The sequence below is a fragment of the Kribbella sp. NPDC050820 genome (genome assembly GCF_040653975.1).
In the GTDB taxonomy this organism is placed as follows: domain Bacteria; phylum Actinomycetota; class Actinomycetes; order Propionibacteriales; family Kribbellaceae; genus Kribbella.
This window is the reverse complement of sequence record NZ_JBFAHB010000019.1, coordinates 22,204-38,408: the sequence shown is the minus strand read 5'-3', so window position 1 is coordinate 38,408 and position 16,205 is coordinate 22,204. Positions and strand designations below refer to the sequence as shown.

Sequence of the window (16,205 nt, the reverse complement as noted above, 5' to 3'; positions counted from 1 at the left end):
GATGAATCTGTCGAGACGGACATTGCTGAAGGCCGGACTGGCCGGCCTCGTCGCCCCGGCGGTTGCCGCGTGCAACAACGGCGCCGCCGCCCGGGGTGAGGGCGAGGTCATCTACTGGCTGTGGGACTCGGCTCAGCTGCCGATGTACACCGAGTGCGCGAAGGTGTTCCACGAGCAGAACCCGCAGTACTCAGTGAAGATCGAGCAGTACGGCTGGAACGACTACTGGTCCAAGCTGGTGACCGGGTTCATCTCCGACACCGCGCCGGACGTGTTCACCGGGCACTCGTCGAAGTACCCGCTGTTCGCCGACAAGGGCCAGGTGCTGGCGATCGACGACTACGTCGCCCGGGACAACGTGGACCTGAGCATCTACCAGAAGGGCCTGGCGGACCGCTGGATCGGCGCCGACGGCAAGCGGTACGGACTGCCGAAGGACTGGGACACCGAGGTCTACTTCTACAACAGCACGTTCACCGAGCAGGCCGGGATCAGTGCCGAGCAGCTGAACTCGATGACCTGGAACCCGCAGGACGGCGGCACGTTCGAGGAGATCGTGCGCCGGCTGACGGTCGACTCGAAGGGCCGCCGCGGCGACCAGCCCGGGTTCGACAAGAACGACGTCAAGGTCTACGGGCTCGGGTACGCCGACGCCGGTGGCGGCGACGGGCAGACCAGCTGGAGCTGGTACGCCGCGATCAACGGGTGGAAGTACTCCGAGGGCGAGCCGTGGGGGACGAAGTTCTTCTACGGCGACCCGAAGTTCACCGACACGATCGGGTGGTGGCGCGGCCTCATCACCAAGGGGTACATGCCGACGTACGCGCAGGCGAAGTCCGGGGTCGATGTCACCACGAGCTTCGGTGCGGGGAAGTACGGGATGACGCCGAACGGGTCCTGGATGCTCGCCACCTACGCCGGCCTGAAGCAGGTCAAGACCAAGCTGGCCCGGCTGCCGATCGGGCCGGTCGGCAAGCGGATGTCGATGATGAACGGGCTCGCGGACACCATCTGGGCCGGGACCACCCGGCGGGACGCGTCCTGGGCCTGGGTGAAGTTCCTCGGCTCCAAGACCGCGCAGGACATCGTCGCGAAGGCGGGCGTGGTGTTCCCGGCGGTGGCGGCGAGTATGCCGGCCGCGAAGGACGCGTTCGCGAAGAACGGCTGGGACGTGACGCCGTTCCTGGAGCCGGTCGAGGCCGGCGACGTGTTCCCGTACCCGGCCAACCCGAACGCGGCGGACGTCACCGCGGTGATGACCCCGGCGATGGACGCGGTGATGTCGTTCGAGGCAGAACCCAGCTCGCTCACGAAGGCCAACGACGAGGTGAACAAGATCCTCTCCGCGAACGCCTGAGGGTTTTCCCGGGTCGGGCCTACGCCCGGGGGAGTACGTCGTACTGCGTCCGAGGGCGCAGTGTGCTCCTCCGGGGGTAGGTGAGGTGTCGCCGCCGAGGCGACGCGGTGAGGGTGCTGTCGAGGACAACCTTGGTGCAGTCGAAACAACTGCGAGCACCGAGGAGAGTCTGAGATGAACGACGAGAGGCCGGGCGGACCGATCCGCATCGGCGACAAGGAGCGCGAGGACGCGGTCAAGCGTCTGGGCGAGCACTACGAAGCCGGCCGGCTGACCGCCGAGGAGCACACCGAACGCATCGGCCAGGCCCTCGAGGCCAAGACGGACGCCGACCTGGCAGCCCTCTTCTCGGATCTTCCAGGCGAACACCGGGCTGGTGCCGAGAGCGGCGAGGCCTGGGGCGGCCCGTGGGGCTGGACCAAGCCGCCGTGGACCGCACCTGAGGGTGCTGCACCGAACGCCGGGCCGGGACGTCGCCCGCCCTGGGCGGCTCGGGGCCCGCTCGGGAAGATCCCGTTGCCGTTGCTGATCGCGCTGGGTGCGCTGGCGTTGATCGCGTCGATCGGTTGCGTGGTGGGTGGCGGGCACCCGCCGCTTCTGCCGCTGCTGGCGATCGTGGCTGCGGTCGTCATCGTGCGGAAGCGCCGGCAGGAGCGTCGGGCATGAGAACGGTCTACCGGGTCCTCAGCCTGGCCATCGCGATCGCCGTCGTCCTGCAGGTCGCGGCCATCGCGCTGGCCGGATTCACGGTGTCGAAGGACGCCGGCGACGGCGTCGTGATCGGGGCGGACTACAGCAACTTCGGCCAGAGCTACCACAGCATCGCCGGTACGGCGATCGGCCTGGTCGCGCTGCTGCTGCTGATCGTGTCCTTCCTGACCGACGTCCCGCGCGGCCGGTCGCTGGCCGGCATCATCGTCGCTCTGGTCGCGGTGCAGTTCGTCCTCGCGGTGGTGTCGTTCGGCATCCCGGCGCTCGGCGTCCTGCACGGCATCAACGGCCTGGCCATCGCCGGTGTCGCAGGTGCGGCGGCCCGTCGCTCGACCGAGGTCTCCGCGCAGCAGCCGGCCAATGTCTAACCGGAGACGGCAGCTGATCGCCCTGGGAGTGACCCTGGCGGTGCTCGCACCGCTGGGGTACCTCTGGGCGACCAGCCTGGTCCCCAACGACTACTCGGCCATGGACATGGGGTACGCCGACTACGGCGGCGGACCCGCGTCGAGCGGACACGAGCACCACCACGGCGGGACGAGCGTCGTCGACCTCACCGGACCGAAGACAGGCACCCCGGATGTCGACGTCACGCTGACCGCCCGGAAGACGAAGTACCAGCTGGCCAGTGGTGAAGCCATGGACGGCTACACGCTCAACGGGACGTCACCCGGCCCGCTGATCCGGGCGAAGGTCGGCGACCTGGTCCAGGTGACGCTGGTGAACGACAACATCGCGGACGGCGCCACACTGCACTGGCACGGGATCGACGTACCGAACGCCGAGGACGGCGTGGCCGGCGTGACGCAGGACGCCGTACCGATCGGGCAGAAGCATGTGTACCGCTTCACGGCCGAGGAGGCGGGGACGTACTGGTACCACTCGCACCAGGTGTCCAGCGAGGAGGTCAAGGGCGGTCTGTTCGGCACGATCGTGATCGCGCCCGAGCAGCCCGGTGAGGTGATCGCGGCGATTCACACGTACGACGGGAAGCGGACGATCAACGGCCGGACAGGGACTCAGCAGGTCGACCTCCCCGCCGGTACGAAGGCTCGGGTACGGGTGATCAACACCGACAACGCGATCCTGCGGGTCGGGCTGCTCGGGACGCCGTACAAGGTGGTCGCGGTCGACGGACGGGACGTGCACGGGCCGACTCCGGTCACGGCTGCCTTCCCGTTGGCGGCCGGGGCCCGAGTGGATCTCGAGGCCGTGGTGCCTGCCGGGGGCATGCGGTTGGTGGCGGGATCCTCGACGCTGTCGTTGGGGATCGGCGCCAATGCGCCGACCGGTGAGCTGCCGGGGGAGACCGTGGACCTGCTGACCTACGGCACGCCGGCGCCGCTGGGGCTCGACCCGGCGAAGGCGGACCGGAAGTTCGAGTACCGGATCGGCCGGCGGCCCGGGTTCCTCGACGGGATGCCGGGGTTGTGGTGGACGATCAACGGGCACAAGTTTCCGGACGTGCCGATGTTCATGGTGGCCGAGGGTGACGTCGTACGGATGACGATCTCGAACACCAGCGGCCAGGCGCATCCGATGCATCTCCACGGGCACCACGCGGTCGTGCTGTCGCGCAACGGCGTCGCGGCGACCGGTTCACCGTGGTGGGTGGACACGCTCGAGGTCGGTGACGACGAGACGTACGAGATCGCCTTCCTGGCCGACAACCCGGGCGTCTGGATGGACCACTGCCACAACCTTCCGCACGCGTCGGAGGGCCTGATGACGCACCTCATGTACGAAGGCGTGAGTACGCCGTACCGGATCGGCGGCCCGGCGCAGAACGAGCCGGAGTGATCAGGAGGCCTGTTGGCTGAGCCGTGTCGTGTTCGCCAGTTGCATCGCCGCGATCCGCGCGCAGGCCGCGTCGATCGCGGCGCGCTGGGACTGGTAGGAACCACACCAGAACGGGTCGTCCGGCTGTGGGTCGAGCTCGTCGTCGACGTCGGCGTACCACTCGCCCGCCGTACGGAACACCCGTGCGTGCAAGTGCACCTCAACACCCAGATCGTTCACCGCAACACTCCTACGAGAGTGAGACCGTGTACCTCTCCAGGATGTGACTGCGCGGCCCCGGAACCGCCGAACGACACGCGTTTCAGGTGACCAGAACCGTGATCCGCTGGGCGGTGTTGTTGGCGAAGCCGCCGCGGTTCCAGTCCGCCTCGATCGGTTGCTCGCGGCCGCTGGCGTCGATGGCGCGGACGGTGACGACATGCTCGCCGGGAGTGGCCTCCCAGTCGTGGCTGAAACCGCGCCAGGCCAGCTCGTCGTTGCCGACGGCATCCAACTTCGCGGCCTCCCAGCTGACCCCGGCGTCCACGCTGATCTCGACCCGCTCGATCGGCGCCCAGCCCGACCAGGCCCGGCCGTGCAGCGTAACGGTGCCAGCGGCAACGAAACGGTGGCGGCTCATGAAGTCCGGGAAGCCGGGCGGGACCAGCAAGGCGCGCGGCTGGATCCGGGTCACCGGCTCACCGGGGTCGTCGGCGCTCTGCCGGATCCGGTAGGCCACCGCGTTCTGGAATCCGTCGAACTCGTGGTCGATCAGCTCGATCGACCGCAACCACTTGACGCTGGCCATCCCGTACCACCCGGGTACGACGAGGCGCAGTGGGTAACCGTGCTGCGGCGGCAACGGCTGACCGTTCATCTCCCAGGCGACGAGGGCGCCCGAGTCGATCGCCTCGGTGACCGACAGGCCGCGCTGGTAGTCCTGCTCGACACCGCGCTCGACCCCGTGGTCCGCGCCGGTGAACACGACGTCCACGGCGTCCTCGCGGATCCCGGCCAGTCGCAACAGGTCGGACAGCAGCACGCCAGTCCATTCCGCCGTACCGACGGCTTCGTTCAGCCAGGGCTGGCTGATCGGCCGCGGCTGCAGCGCCGCGCGCCCGTTGCCCGCGCACTCCAAAGTGACCCGCACGGTCCGGCGGCCCATCGCCCGCAGCGCGGTCAGCCCCAACGACAACGGTTGCTCGACGCATCCGTCGATGCTGAGCGACCAGGTGCTCGCGTTCGTCGCCGGGATGTCGTAGTGCACCAGGACGTAGTGCAGTCCGGGTGGTGTCACGTCGTACCGCAGGCCCTCGAGTGGCATGCCGTGATTCCGAGCCGCCAGTTGCAGCTCGTCCGCGGTGATCCCCTCGCCGGTGTCCGCCAACCGCCCCCGCACGCTGAATTGCTCGATCGACATCGTGATCCCCTCCCCTTGCCCAACCCTATGCTGGGCGGAAGGTTCAGAGCCAGCCGTTGTCGACCGCGATCCGTGCCGCCTCCGCGCGGGTGCGGGCGCCGGTCTTGCCGATCGCCGCCGAGAGGTGGTTCCGGACGGTGCCCTCGGACAGGTGGAGCTCCTTGGCGATATCGGCGACCGTCCCACCCTCCAGGGCGGCCCGCAGTACGTCGGACTCCCTTGCCGTCAGCGGGCTCGTGCCCGCGACGAGCGTCTCCGCGGCCAGCGAAGGGTCGACCACGCGGAGGCCTAGGTGCACCCGCCGTACTGCGTCGGCCAATTGGGCCGCAGGCGTGTCCTTGACGACGAACCCGGCCGCACCGGCCTCCATCGCCCGCCGCAGGTACCCGGGCCGCCCGAAGGTCGTGACCATCAGGATCCGCACCCCGGGTACGGCGCTCCGCAGCGCGGCGGCCGCCTCGATCCCGTCCAGCCCGGGCATCTCGACGTCGAGGAGCGCGACGTCCGGCTTGGTCGCCCGCGCGGCCTCGATCACCTCGTCGCCGCGCCCGACCTCGGACACCACCTCGAGATCGGTTTCGAGATCCAGCAGCGCGGCCAGCGCTCCGCGAACCAGGGCCTGGTCGTCCGCGATCAGCAGTCGGATGGTCACGGGCCCACCCTGACAGCCAGCCGGAAGCCGCCGCCCGGCGCCTGGCCGACCTGGAGGCTCGCGCCGGCCTGGTCGGCTCGCTCCCGCAGTCCGATCAACCCGTGACCGGACGCGCCACCACCAGGCGTCGGCCCCTTACCGTCGTCCAGAACCTCGATCTGATTGGCATTCAGCCGGATCGTGCAGCGCCTGGCGCCCGAGTGCCGTACGACGTTCGTCACGCCCTCACGCACCACCCAGGCGAACAGCTCACGGTTCTCCTCCGGGACCTCGTCGACCGTGGTCGGCAGTTCGGCCCGGATCTCCGCCGCCCGCAACGCCGCTCGCGCGGACACCAGCTCACCGGCGAGGCTCAGCTCGCGGTACCCCGCGACAGCCGCTCGTACGTCGGCCAGCGCCGCCCGCGCGAGGCTTTCCACCTCGGCGACCTCGGCGCTCGCGCGTTCGGGATTGGCCGCGATCAGCCGGCCCGCCAGCTCGGCCTTGACCGTGATGACGGTCAGCGAGTGCCCGAGGATGTCGTGCAGATCGCGGGCGAACCGGTTCCGCTCCTCCTGGACCGCGAGCTCGGCCATGTCCTGCCGGGTCTTGGCAAGCTCCATGCTGCGCTGGATCGCTCGCCGCATCCCGAAGACGGCCAGCGCCCCGAGGAAGATCGCGAACCCGTAGCTGTTGTCCGTGGTCCAGTCCGGCACGACCCGCATCGACAGCTCGGCCCCGACGAGGAGCACGAGCACGACGGCGACGCCGGTCCGCACCTCCAGCGCCATCATCGCGACCGCGGCGATGTACACGCAGCAGGTCAGCGCCTTCTGGCCGGCCGACGGGATCAGCGCCAAGGTCAGCGCGAGCATCGCGCCCAGGTACGCGAACCGTTGCCACGTCGCCAGCCCGCCCGTCAGACCGATCCGGCGGACCCAGCCGAAGAAGCCCAGGTACGAGAGGGCGAACAGACCCAGCGTGACCAGACCGAACACCCGGGTCGCGCCCTGCTGGTCCAGGATCGCGTTCAACGGGCTGGACAGGTAGAACAGCCAGACCCCGGCAGCGATCCAGCCCCAGCGTCCTGGCCGGGTGTTGCCACGCTCGGCCAGGGCCTCGACCAGGGTTGGGGTCCGCGTCACATCAGTCACGCTAATGCACGAGCCTCAGGCACGTGCGGTGTCGGCCCGGAACCGGCGCAGCCCGACGAATCCCAGTACGACGGTCCACGCCAGCACGACGAGCAGCGCGTGTGTGTCCAGACCGCTCTGCGTCAACGCGCTCCGCGAGGTCTGCCCGGTCCAGTACGCCGGAGTCAGCTGGGCGATGTGCTTCATCAGCGACGGCATCTGGTCCACCGGCAACCACAGTCCGCCGAAGGCCGCGATCAGCATCGTCGCCAGTCCGGTGATCGGTTGCACGCTGTCCGGCTTGGCGACGTACCCGATGACCAGGCCGAGAGCGGCGAACGGGAGCGCGCCGAGCCAGGACACCAGGGCGACCGTCGCCCACTGGCCGGCGTCCAGGTGGACGTGGCCGAAGATCATCCCGGACAGGAACACCACGAGCAGCGGGGGCAGCGCCAGCAGCAGCGACAGGATCACCTTGCTGGCCACATAAGCCTGTGGCTTCAGCGGGGTCAGTCGCAGGGTGCGGTTCCAGCCGCCGTCGCGTTCGGCCGCGATCACGCCGCCGCTGCTCATCGCGGCGGACATCGAGCCGAACATCGCCATACTCACCATCACGTACGCGACCGCGGAGATCCCGCCCTCGCTGGCATCCTTCGGCAGCGTCACGCCGAAGATGACGAACAGCACCAGCGGCATCAGGATCGCGAAGATCAGCACCCGGCGATTCCGGAGGGTGCGGCGGATGTCGAAGATCAGGTAGTCGCGGTTCATGCCAGGCTCTCCTGTTCGGCGCCGATGGCGAGGACCGCGTCCTCGAGGTCGGCGGAGGTCACCTCGATGTCGTGGGCCCGCGTGTTCGCGAGCAGGTAGCGCAAGGTGTCGTCGGAGTCGGCGCACTGCATCAGGACCACGTCGCCGCGCGTCTCCACGTTGCGCACGCCCGGCAGCGACGCGAGCGCCGCGAGGTCCGCGCCCGGCACGGTCGCCCGGATCCGCCGGCCGGACACGCTCGCCTTGATCTGTGCAGCGGTGCCGTCGGCAACGATCTTGCCGTTGCGCATCAGCACGACGCGATCGGCGTACGCGTCGGCCTCCTCCAGGTAGTGGGTGGCGAACAGCACCGTCCGGCCGCGTGCGGTCTCGGCGTGCATCGACGCCCAGAAGTCCCGCCGGGCCTCGACATCCATCCCGGTCGTCGGCTCGTCCAGCACGATCAGGTCCGGCTGCGGGATGATCGCCATCGCGAACCGCACCCGCTGCTTCTGGCCTCCCGACAGGCCCTTCATCTTCCGGCCGGCCAGATCGCCGATCCCGGCCCGGTCGAGCGCCTCACCGACCGGCATCGGGTCCCGGTGCAGACCCGCCACCAGGTTCACCAGTTCGCCGACCTTCGCGTCCTCGATGATCCCGCCGCTCTGCAACATCACCCCGACCTGCCCCTGCGCGATCGCGTCGACCGGCGTCCCGCCGTACACCTGCACGCTGCCCTGGTCGGGCCGGACCAGCCCGATCAACATCTCGATCGTGGTCGACTTCCCGGCCCCGTTCGGACCCAGCAACGCCACCACCTCACCGGTCCGGATGCTCAGATCCACCCCGGCGACCGCCTGCACCGCCCCATACCTCTTGGTCACACCCCTCAGGCTGACCGCAGTCTCTGTCGTCATACCAAGAACCTTCGCCGCGTACGCCGCTCCACCCCTGGCCCGCCCGTCACGCCCCACCCATGACATCCGTCAGTCCAACAACGCCCAGAGGACAACCCACAAAGGACAACGCTCCGCGTCGGCTGTCCTCTTGCCGCCTTCGGCGGGGTGCGCGTCCCGGTGTCGCGGGCCGAGGTGGTCGGCGCCGGGTGGGTCTGGATGGGGCGGACGGGCTGGTTTACCGTCGGTCTTCGTGAGGTGAGGACTGGGGAGTGGTGTGGCGTGTGTGAGTCGGTGGGATCGGGTCGGTATCGCGTCAGTTTGCGGCGGTCTGGGCCGGGGTTCCGGCCGACTCACGGGGCTGGTCACGCCGACTGGGGGCCGTGAACAGGCTATTTGGGCTCTTCTGACTGATGTGTGCGTCAGCTTGGTGCCCTAGTTCGCCACCCAGGGCGGTCGAGTGCGCCGCGCCCATGACACCCGGACCACCCGCGAACGGGATCCCGATGCCACGGACCGCCAGGCCATCACAATCACCACCTCCAACCCGGCACCCCGCCTGGCACCGCCGACGCCAGCCGATTGTGATGGCCCGGCGGTCCGCCCTCGCCGCTCACAAACCCGACCACCCAACGGTGTGCGCCCCGCTCAGCCCTCGCCCACACATCCGTCACAAGAGCCGTTATTTGCTGTCCGCACCGACTGGTTCCTGTTCATGCCCCCGACGCCAGGACGGGATGACACCCGTGAACTGCGCTCGGATTGCGTGTGCCGCCAGGGGCGGCTTGAACGGACAGCTGCCGCGCCAGATGGTCAGGCGTTCGGCGGCAACTCGACGGTCCGCCGAGCCGCAGCCAGCGGTAGGTCCGGAGCCGGCGGGTCTGGACGAGGCGAGGATGAGACCCAGGCACGACGAGCGATCAAGACCGGCCTGTGACATTCGTCGGCCGGGTTTTAAAGGCCGAGGGGGCTCTGGGGTTGCGGGGCGCGGCAGGTGGGCACGGCGGGGGTATGGGTGAGGTGCGAGTGCTGACCTGGAACGTGTGGTGGCGGTTCGGGCCGGTGTGGGTTGCGCGGCATGAGGTGATCGCGCAGACGCTGCGGGCGGACGGGCCGGATGTCGTTGCGCTGCAGGAGGTTTGGGGGACCAGGGCAACCAACCAGGTGGTGGCGCTGGGCGCCGAGCTGGGGATGTTCGCGGCGTACGGCGGACCGTCGTACCCGCCCGCCTCCGACGTGGCCCGCGACCCGCGGGATGCCGGCGTGGAGGTGGGGATCGGGCTGCTGAGCCGATGGGAGATCACGCGCTGGCGGGTGGTACGGATGCCGGCCCGCCATCGGGCGTTCGATCCGGTGGCGGCGGTCGCCACGGTTGCGCATCCTGTCGCGCCGCTGCACGTCGTGGTGGGGTGCCTGGAGTACGACGCGGCGTACAACGACGACCGAATGGCGCAGGCCGGCCTGCTGGCGTCCTTGGCCACCGATCCGTCGCTGGACGGCCCATTGCCGGTCGTGGTCGCCGGCGACCTGAACGCGCCGCCGTCGAGCCCGCTACTGCGTCCGCTGACCGACCTTCTCACCGACGCTTGGGTGGCTGGTGATGGCGATCCAGCAGCCGTGACAGCTCCTGCCGAGGCCGGGCCCGGGCTGCTCGGTCAGCGGATCGACCACATCTTCTTCCGGCCGGGCATGTTCAACCGTCCGGTGTCGGTCGCCGACTGCTCGACGGTAGGCGATGCCGTCGACGGCATCACGCCCTCCGACCACCGCGCAGTGGCGTGCACGCTGCGGTTCTGAGCACACCGGCTCCGCCCGGCGCCGCGCGGAGCGGCCGTCACCGGGACGTTCGAGTCACCCGTCCCTTCCAACGCGAGGCCTTCTCTTGCACTTTGTTCAAGTGGGTTGGTACCGTTCTTGAACTTAGTTCAATCTGGGGAGTGAGCATGATAGCGGCTTCGGTGGTTGTGGCGGCGGGGGTGCAGGTGCTGCTGGCGATCGGGTTTGTCGTGCTGACCTGGGTGGCGCGCCGGGACGGGGACGCGGCCGAGCGGGCGGCCGAGGCGGAGGTGGTACGGCAGGGGCAGTCCGTCGGCGTGCTCGCCGCGCATCGCGTTCAGTTCAAGGAGAGTGCCCGGGAAGCCTTGTTTCCGTACGGAATCGCGGCATGCCTGACCCTGGTCGCCGTACTCCTGCTGGTCGGCTACGCCCCGGCCCGCATCGCGTCGTACGTGCTTGCTGGACTGGCGATCGTCGGCGGCGGACTGGTGATGACGAGTCAGGTGTTCGCCGAGCAGGTGGTCCAGGCGGCCTTCCGCAAGTCGGCCGATCCCGCGGTCCAGTCGCTCGACGGCCGCGCTGTGGTTGCGGCGGCCAGGACCGAGTTCCCCGCGTGGACCCGCGCGGTGCAACTGGGCCGATTGCTGGTCGCGACCCTCGGCTCGGTCGCGGTGATCGTCCTGCTCTCACTACCGTCCGCCGGCGACCACTTCCGCTGAACCTATGCTCGATCGGGTGACCAGGTCGGTGCCGCTTCGCCTCGATCGGATCCAGAGTCGGCTCGGTCCCAGGATCCTCGGGGTACGACGGCGTACGCCGCTGGCCGGTGGCGTCGTCTCGCCGGCGGTCGATCGCCTCACGCTCATCACCCCGGGTACGACGGTCGACGTGGTCGCCAAGCGTGCGACGCCGGGGGAGTTGGCGGCAATGCGGCTGCTGGACACGGCGGACGGGGCCGCGGTGGCGGGCACTGTGGTCGAACCGGTGTTCCCGCGGTTGCTTGACTCCGGCAACGATGAGGTCGGCCCGTGGGTCGTCACGCCGTACTATCCCGGCCCGCCGCTCGACTGATCCGCCGAACCACCACCTGCGGTCTACACAGCCCTCGCTCGCCTGCACCAGCGCCACTTGGGAGCAGTCGCCGAGCTCTCGTCGGATCTTCCGCGGGTCGACGACGCTTTCCTGCGCTCGACCTTCACCGGCTTCGCTGCCGCCGGGATCCAGCGGGCAGCCTCAGCTGGTGGACATCCCGTCCACGACCGCGCACTGCAGTTGCTCGACCACTTCGCCGACGATGATCGCCTCCGCGCCGGCCTGGAGATCCTGCCGCCGACGCTTTGTGTGACTCGCCCGGTCGGTTGGGACCGTGCTGGCTGGACTGCGGTCGCTTGTGACACGCCACGGCACGCGGCGCCAATGGGGTTGCCGGTGATTGCAGTTCGCGCGTGCCGCCGGAGGCGGCTGACAGGACGGTCGCCGCGGAGCGGTGTCCGTTTTGCGTGACTTCTACGTGGTGGGGGTGCGGAGGGGGTTTAGGCCTTGCCAGAGGAGGGTTTGGAGGGTTCGGGCTACTTTTTGGGGGCTGGGTGGGGTGGGGGTGCGGCTGCGCCAGATGGCCAGGCGTTCGGTGGCGCCGGAGATGCTCTGGGCGACGATCTGGATCTCGTCCTCGTCGGGGGTGCGGCCGGGTGGGAGGTTCATCCGGACCATGGTGGCGATCAGGTCGATGAAGGCGGCGCGGACCTCGTCGGTGGCTTGGGCGGCAGGGCCGGCGGCCGGGCTCATGCCGAGCATGCCCTCGTCGATCAGCACCGACCATGCCTGCGGGTGGTCGTCGAGGAATTCGAACCAGGCGACGAACCCGGCGTACAGCGCGTCCTCGGCATCGGGCGCCGCCAGCACCGCGTCGGACACGGTGTCCAGCAGCTGGGTCCGCAACCGCGCCAGGCAGGCGAGGAACAGGCCGTCCTTGGAGCCGTAATACTGGTAGATCAGCGGCTTCGACACCCCGACCTGGGCGGCGACGTCGTCCATCGACGTGCCCTGGTAGCCGCGTTCGCCGAAGATCCGCTCGGCCGCCTCGAGGATCTCCCGCTCCCGCGCGGCCCGGTCCCGCCGCCGCTTGACCACCCCACCCGCCGGCTCGTCGGTCTGGGTGGAGGGCGTGGTCGAGGTCACTTGCGCAGTCTAACTGACTCCGAGTAACTTACTCCGAGTAAGTTCTTTCCGCAGGCTGGAGGTTCCCGATGGCGCAGGCGAGCTCTCACCACCGGATCGTCGTGGTCGGGACCGGATTCGCCGGGATCGGGACGGCGGTGCGCCTCAAGCAGGCCGGGTACGACGATTTCGTCGTACTGGAGCGGGCCGACGACGTCGGCGGGACCTGGCGGGACAACACCTACCCGGGCTGCCGGTGTGACGTCCCGTCGCACCTGTACTCGTTCTCCTTCGCCCCGAATCCCGAGTGGTCGTCGACGTTCTCCCCGCAACCCGAGATCGAGGACTACCTCCGCGACGTCACCGACCGGTTCGGCGTCCGTCCGCACATCCGGTTCGGCCATGCGGTCGAGTCGGCGCACTGGGAGGACGGTCAGTGGCGGATCCGCACCAGCCAGGGCGAGTTCACCGCTCAGCTCCTGCTGTCGGGGATGGGCTCGCTCGCTGAGCCGTCGTACCCGAAGCTGCCGGGGATCGAGTCCTTCGAGGGTGCGGTCTTCCACTCGGCGCGGTGGGACCACGACCTGGACCTCAGCGGTCGCAAGGTGGCGGTGATCGGGACCGGCGCGTCGGCGATCCAGTTCGTGCCGGCGATCCAGCCCGAGGTCGAGGAGCTGCACCTGTTCCAGCGCACCCCGCCGTGGGTGATGCCGCGGCCGGATCGCAGGATCACCGCGGCCGAGAAGGCGGTGTTCCGCCGGTTTCCCCTTGTCCAGAAGGCGATCCGGGTCGGTACCTACTGGGGCCGGGAGTCGCTGGTGCTCGGGTTCGCCAAGCTGCCGGCGATCATGAGGCAGGCGCAGAAGGTCGCCGAGAAGCACCTCGAGCACCAGATCCGCGACCCGCTGCTGCGGGCCAAGCTGACGCCGGACTTCACCCTCGGCTGCAAGCGGATCCTGATCTCCGACGACTACTACCCGGCGATCGCGCAGCCCAACGTCGAGGTGGTCAACGACCACATCGCCGAGGTGACGCCGACCGGGATCGTCACCGCGGACGGCGTGAAGCACGAGGTCGACACGATCATCTACGGCACCGGGTTCCGGGTCACCGACCTGCCGGTGATGGACATGGTCCACGGCCGCGACGGCGTCTCCCTGCGCAAGGCCTGGTCCGACGGCATGGCGGCCCACCTCGGTACGGCGGTCGCCGGCTTCCCGAACTTCTTCATGCTGATCGGCCCGAACACCGGCCTCGGCCACAGCTCGATGGTGTTCATGATCGAGTCCCAGATCGCCTACATCCTGGACGCGCTGAAGACGATGGACGCCGACGGACTGCGCGAGGTCGACGTCCGGCCAGAGGTCCAGCGGGCGTTCGTCGACGGCGTTCGATCGTCGATGCGCAACACGATCTGGACCCTCGGCGGCTGCACGAGCTGGTATCTCGACTCCGAGGGCCGCAACACCACGCTCTGGCCGTCGTTCACGTTCCGGTTCCGGCAGCTGACGAGCCACTTCGACGCGAACGAGTATCAGACTCTCACTATGTGACATTGATCGTGTTACATTCGATCAGTCAGATAGCCGGCTGATCGGAGGCGGTGCCGTGGTGGAACTGCTGGTTCCGATGCACGGGATCGGTGGTCGCGGCGATCTGCCGGTGCCGCTGTGGCTGGCGGTCTACTCCGCCGGCGCGGCCGTGGCCGTCTCCTTCTTCGCCCTCGCGGCCTTCTGGTCGCGGCCGAAGTTCGACACCGCCGGCGGTCGGCCGCTCAACGCGCTGACGCGGATTGTCGACAATCGACAGACCCGCGCCGTGCTCAAGCTGGCCGGACTGGTCGCGTTCGCACTGCTGCTCGGGGCGGCGTGGTTCGGCAGCAGTTCGCCGGCGCTCAATCCGGCGCCGACCTGGCTCTACGTCTGGAGCTGGGTCGGCATCATCCCGCTCTCCCTCGTCTGCGGCCCGATCTGGCGACTCGCGAACCCGTTCCGCACGATCGCGGGCCTGGTACGGCGTACGTCGTACTGGCGACTTCCCGAAGGGATCGCCTACTGGCCCGCGGTCGCCGGGCTGGCCGGCTTCCTCTGGCTGGAGCTCGCCTGCCCGGAAGGCTCCAACCCCCTCGTCGTCGCGATCTTCGTCACCGGCTACGCCGTCCTGAATGTTGCCGCAGGCATCGTCTACGGACCGGCCTGGTTCCGCATCGGCGACACCTTCGAGGTGTACGGCGAAGTGCTGGCGCGACTGAGCCCACTCGGGCGCGGCGCAGACGGCCGCCTCGCCCTACGGAACCCGCTGGCCGGCCTGGCCACGATGCCGCAGCAACCGGGCATCGTCGGGCTGTCGTGCCTGCTGCTCGGATCGACAGCCTTCGACGGCATCTCTCGTTGGTCCGCCTGGACCCAGCTGGCCGGCGATCTCGGCCGGCCGCAGCACATCGCCGTACACACGCTGGGTTTGATCGTCTCGGTGGCGATCGTGTCGGTGCTCTTCGTGCTGGCCGCGCGGACGACCGGGGCGGTCCGCGTCCGGCCCGGTGCTGTGGGACGGGCGGGGCTGCCGGGTGCGTTCGTGCACTCGCTGGTGCCGATCGCGATCGGGTATGCGGTCGCGCACTACTTCTCGTTCGCGATGTTCCAGGGGCAGGAGGGAGTGCTGCTGGCGACCGATCCGTTCGGGCGCGGGTGGGACCTGCTCGGGACGAGCGGGACGCGGATCGACTACGCGTTCCTGTCGACCGGGGTGATTGCGGGGGTCCAAATCGGTGCGATCGTGCTCGGACACATACTTGGGGTCGTGTCCGCGCATGATCGCGCTGCCGAACTGTTCCGGCGCCGGCAGCTGCGGCGGGCGCAGTACCCGATGCTGGCCGCGATGGTCGCGTTCACCGCCGGCGGGATCGCGTTGGTGACGGCCTCATGATCGCGCTGCACATGGGAGGGATCCCCGAGACCGCGATGGTGCTGGGCCCGATCCTGCTGATCCTTGCGTTCGTCAGGATCGCCCGCCGCAACGAGGCGACGTTGCCGGACGACGAGTACGAGGACTGGGACGCGGACCTGGGCGACCTGCAGGCCGCCGCGGAGGAACAGCAGGAGGTCAGGCGGCCTGCAGGACGAACTGCTCGCTGACGCGGGTCGGCGTGCCGGTGGCAAGCTCGGCCAGCTGGGTGCAGCCGGCGGCGATCGCGGCGTGCAGCGTGGGCCACTGGTCGACGCACCAGTACGGGTCGTCGGGCTGGCGGTCGTTGTCGTCGTCGATGTCGGCGCACCAGCCGCCGGTGAAGGTGCGGTGGACGTGCAGTCGGAGGTTCATGATCGGACGGGTTTCTCGGGCGACTGGTCGGGTGGAGTCAGAACGGAAGCGGCCGGCCTGACGGCGTACGAAGGTCGATCGTCTTCGTGGTGCGGCGCGTTCGCAGTGGTCTGCGGCGGAGCTGGATCTGTCGGCTCATCGTTCCGGTCCTGACTGTGAGGGGACTCTGTGGCTGGTTAGACCAACATCCCAAGTCCTTGGTTCGAGCACATGCGGAAAATTACCGATATCGGTACCTATCCACCCCTTAGCCATCGCTCGGGGCTCACTGAGGGTT

At 69.1% G+C, this 16,205-nt stretch carries 18 protein-coding genes; 10 read left to right on the top strand and 8 right to left on the bottom strand.

All coding sequences use genetic code 11. The annotated features are described in order from the left end of the window. Window position 1: 1 nt before the first annotated feature. From AB0H36_RS18730 to AB0H36_RS18715, 4 genes are all read left to right on the top strand, one after another. Window positions 2-1,357 (top strand): sugar ABC transporter substrate-binding protein, encoded by a 1,356-nt coding sequence (locus AB0H36_RS18730; RefSeq protein ID WP_360524283.1) that lies wholly within the window; start codon window positions 2-4, stop codon window positions 1,355-1,357. Between the two features lie 174 nt (window positions 1,358-1,531). Next, on the top strand, window positions 1,532-2,023 hold the full coding sequence (locus AB0H36_RS18725) for a DUF1707 domain-containing protein (protein WP_360524280.1): 492 nt from the start codon (window positions 1,532-1,534) through the stop codon (window positions 2,021-2,023). After that, a complete protein-coding gene (locus AB0H36_RS18720; RefSeq protein ID WP_360524277.1) occupies window positions 2,020-2,436 on the top strand; it encodes a hypothetical protein in 417 nt (138 codons plus the stop codon). The genes AB0H36_RS18725 and AB0H36_RS18720 overlap by 4 nt, the downstream gene beginning before the upstream one ends. Next, the gene (locus tag AB0H36_RS18715; RefSeq protein WP_360524274.1) at window positions 2,429-3,868 is read left to right on the top strand and encodes a multicopper oxidase family protein; all 1,440 of its coding nucleotides are present in this window, start codon (window positions 2,429-2,431) and stop codon (window positions 3,866-3,868) included. The genes AB0H36_RS18720 and AB0H36_RS18715 overlap by 8 nt, the downstream gene beginning before the upstream one ends. Here the strand turns inward: AB0H36_RS18715 and AB0H36_RS18710 are convergent, their stop codons facing one another. The 6 genes from AB0H36_RS18710 to AB0H36_RS18685 all read right to left on the bottom strand — a co-directional run bounded on the left by AB0H36_RS18710 (window position 3,869) and on the right by AB0H36_RS18685 (window position 8,698). Beyond that, the gene (locus tag AB0H36_RS18710) at window positions 3,869-4,087 is read right to left on the bottom strand and encodes a hypothetical protein (protein WP_360524271.1); all 219 of its coding nucleotides are present in this window, start codon (window positions 4,085-4,087) and stop codon (window positions 3,869-3,871) included. A gap of 82 nt (window positions 4,088-4,169) precedes the next feature. Beyond that, entirely contained in the window at window positions 4,170-5,267 is a 1,098-nt protein-coding gene (locus AB0H36_RS18705) for a sulfite oxidase (RefSeq protein ID WP_360524268.1), read from the bottom strand. Window positions 5,268-5,310: 43 nt separating this feature from the next. Next, window positions 5,311-5,919: a response regulator transcription factor gene (locus tag AB0H36_RS18700; RefSeq protein ID WP_360524265.1), complete on the bottom strand. Its 609-nt coding sequence runs from the start codon at window positions 5,917-5,919 to the stop codon at window positions 5,311-5,313. Then, entirely contained in the window at window positions 5,916-7,043 is a 1,128-nt protein-coding gene (locus AB0H36_RS18695; protein ID WP_360524262.1) for a sensor histidine kinase, read from the bottom strand. The genes AB0H36_RS18700 and AB0H36_RS18695 overlap by 4 nt, the downstream gene beginning before the upstream one ends. Before the next feature lie 24 nt (window positions 7,044-7,067). Further along, window positions 7,068-7,802: an ABC transporter permease gene (locus tag AB0H36_RS18690; RefSeq protein ID WP_360524259.1), complete on the bottom strand. Its 735-nt coding sequence runs from the start codon at window positions 7,800-7,802 to the stop codon at window positions 7,068-7,070. Further along, window positions 7,799-8,698: an ABC transporter ATP-binding protein gene (locus AB0H36_RS18685; RefSeq protein ID WP_360524256.1), complete on the bottom strand. Its 900-nt coding sequence runs from the start codon at window positions 8,696-8,698 to the stop codon at window positions 7,799-7,801. The genes AB0H36_RS18690 and AB0H36_RS18685 overlap by 4 nt, the downstream gene beginning before the upstream one ends. Before the next feature lie 990 nt (window positions 8,699-9,688). Between AB0H36_RS18685 and AB0H36_RS18680 the strand changes: the two genes are divergently transcribed. The 3 genes from AB0H36_RS18680 to AB0H36_RS18670 all read left to right on the top strand — a co-directional run bounded on the left by AB0H36_RS18680 (window position 9,689) and on the right by AB0H36_RS18670 (window position 11,524). Further along, on the top strand, window positions 9,689-10,474 hold the full coding sequence (locus AB0H36_RS18680; RefSeq protein ID WP_360524253.1) for an endonuclease/exonuclease/phosphatase family protein: 786 nt from the start codon (window positions 9,689-9,691) through the stop codon (window positions 10,472-10,474). 146 nt (window positions 10,475-10,620) lie between these two features. Beyond that, window positions 10,621-11,172, top strand: coding sequence for a hypothetical protein (locus tag AB0H36_RS18675; protein WP_360524250.1), 552 nt, complete (start codon window positions 10,621-10,623; stop codon window positions 11,170-11,172). Between the two features lie 16 nt (window positions 11,173-11,188). Next, complete coding sequence (locus tag AB0H36_RS18670; protein WP_360524247.1) at window positions 11,189-11,524, top strand: hypothetical protein; 336 nt, start codon at window positions 11,189-11,191, stop codon at window positions 11,522-11,524. Window positions 11,525-11,959: 435 nt separating this feature from the next. Here AB0H36_RS18670 and AB0H36_RS18665 read toward each other — a convergent pair whose 3' ends face one another. Continuing rightward, on the bottom strand, window positions 11,960-12,631 hold the full coding sequence (locus tag AB0H36_RS18665) for a TetR/AcrR family transcriptional regulator (RefSeq protein ID WP_360524244.1): 672 nt from the start codon (window positions 12,629-12,631) through the stop codon (window positions 11,960-11,962). Window positions 12,632-12,699: 68 nt separating this feature from the next. Here AB0H36_RS18665 and AB0H36_RS18660 point away from each other — a divergent pair, with 68 nt between their 5' ends. From AB0H36_RS18660 to AB0H36_RS18650, 3 genes are read left to right on the top strand one after another with little or no spacing between them, the layout of a single operon-like run. After that, window positions 12,700-14,163, top strand: coding sequence for an NAD(P)/FAD-dependent oxidoreductase (locus tag AB0H36_RS18660; protein ID WP_360524241.1), 1,464 nt, complete (start codon window positions 12,700-12,702; stop codon window positions 14,161-14,163). A 58-nt stretch (window positions 14,164-14,221) separates the two neighbouring features. Next, window positions 14,222-15,535 carry a hypothetical protein gene (locus tag AB0H36_RS18655; protein WP_360524238.1) on the top strand — a complete coding sequence of 438 codons (1,314 nt, stop codon included), beginning with the start codon at window positions 14,222-14,224 and terminating at the stop codon, window positions 15,533-15,535. Beyond that, on the top strand, window positions 15,532-15,744 hold the full coding sequence (locus AB0H36_RS18650) for a hypothetical protein (RefSeq protein WP_360524235.1): 213 nt from the start codon (window positions 15,532-15,534) through the stop codon (window positions 15,742-15,744). Before AB0H36_RS18655 ends, AB0H36_RS18650 begins: the two co-directional genes overlap by 4 nt. On the opposite strand, the gene AB0H36_RS18645 is transcribed toward AB0H36_RS18650, so the two are convergent. Next, complete coding sequence (locus AB0H36_RS18645; RefSeq protein ID WP_360524233.1) at window positions 15,713-15,928, bottom strand: hypothetical protein; 216 nt, start codon at window positions 15,926-15,928, stop codon at window positions 15,713-15,715. The two genes, AB0H36_RS18650 and AB0H36_RS18645, sit on opposite strands and share 32 nt — an antisense overlap. Window positions 15,929-16,205 lie beyond the last annotated feature (277 nt).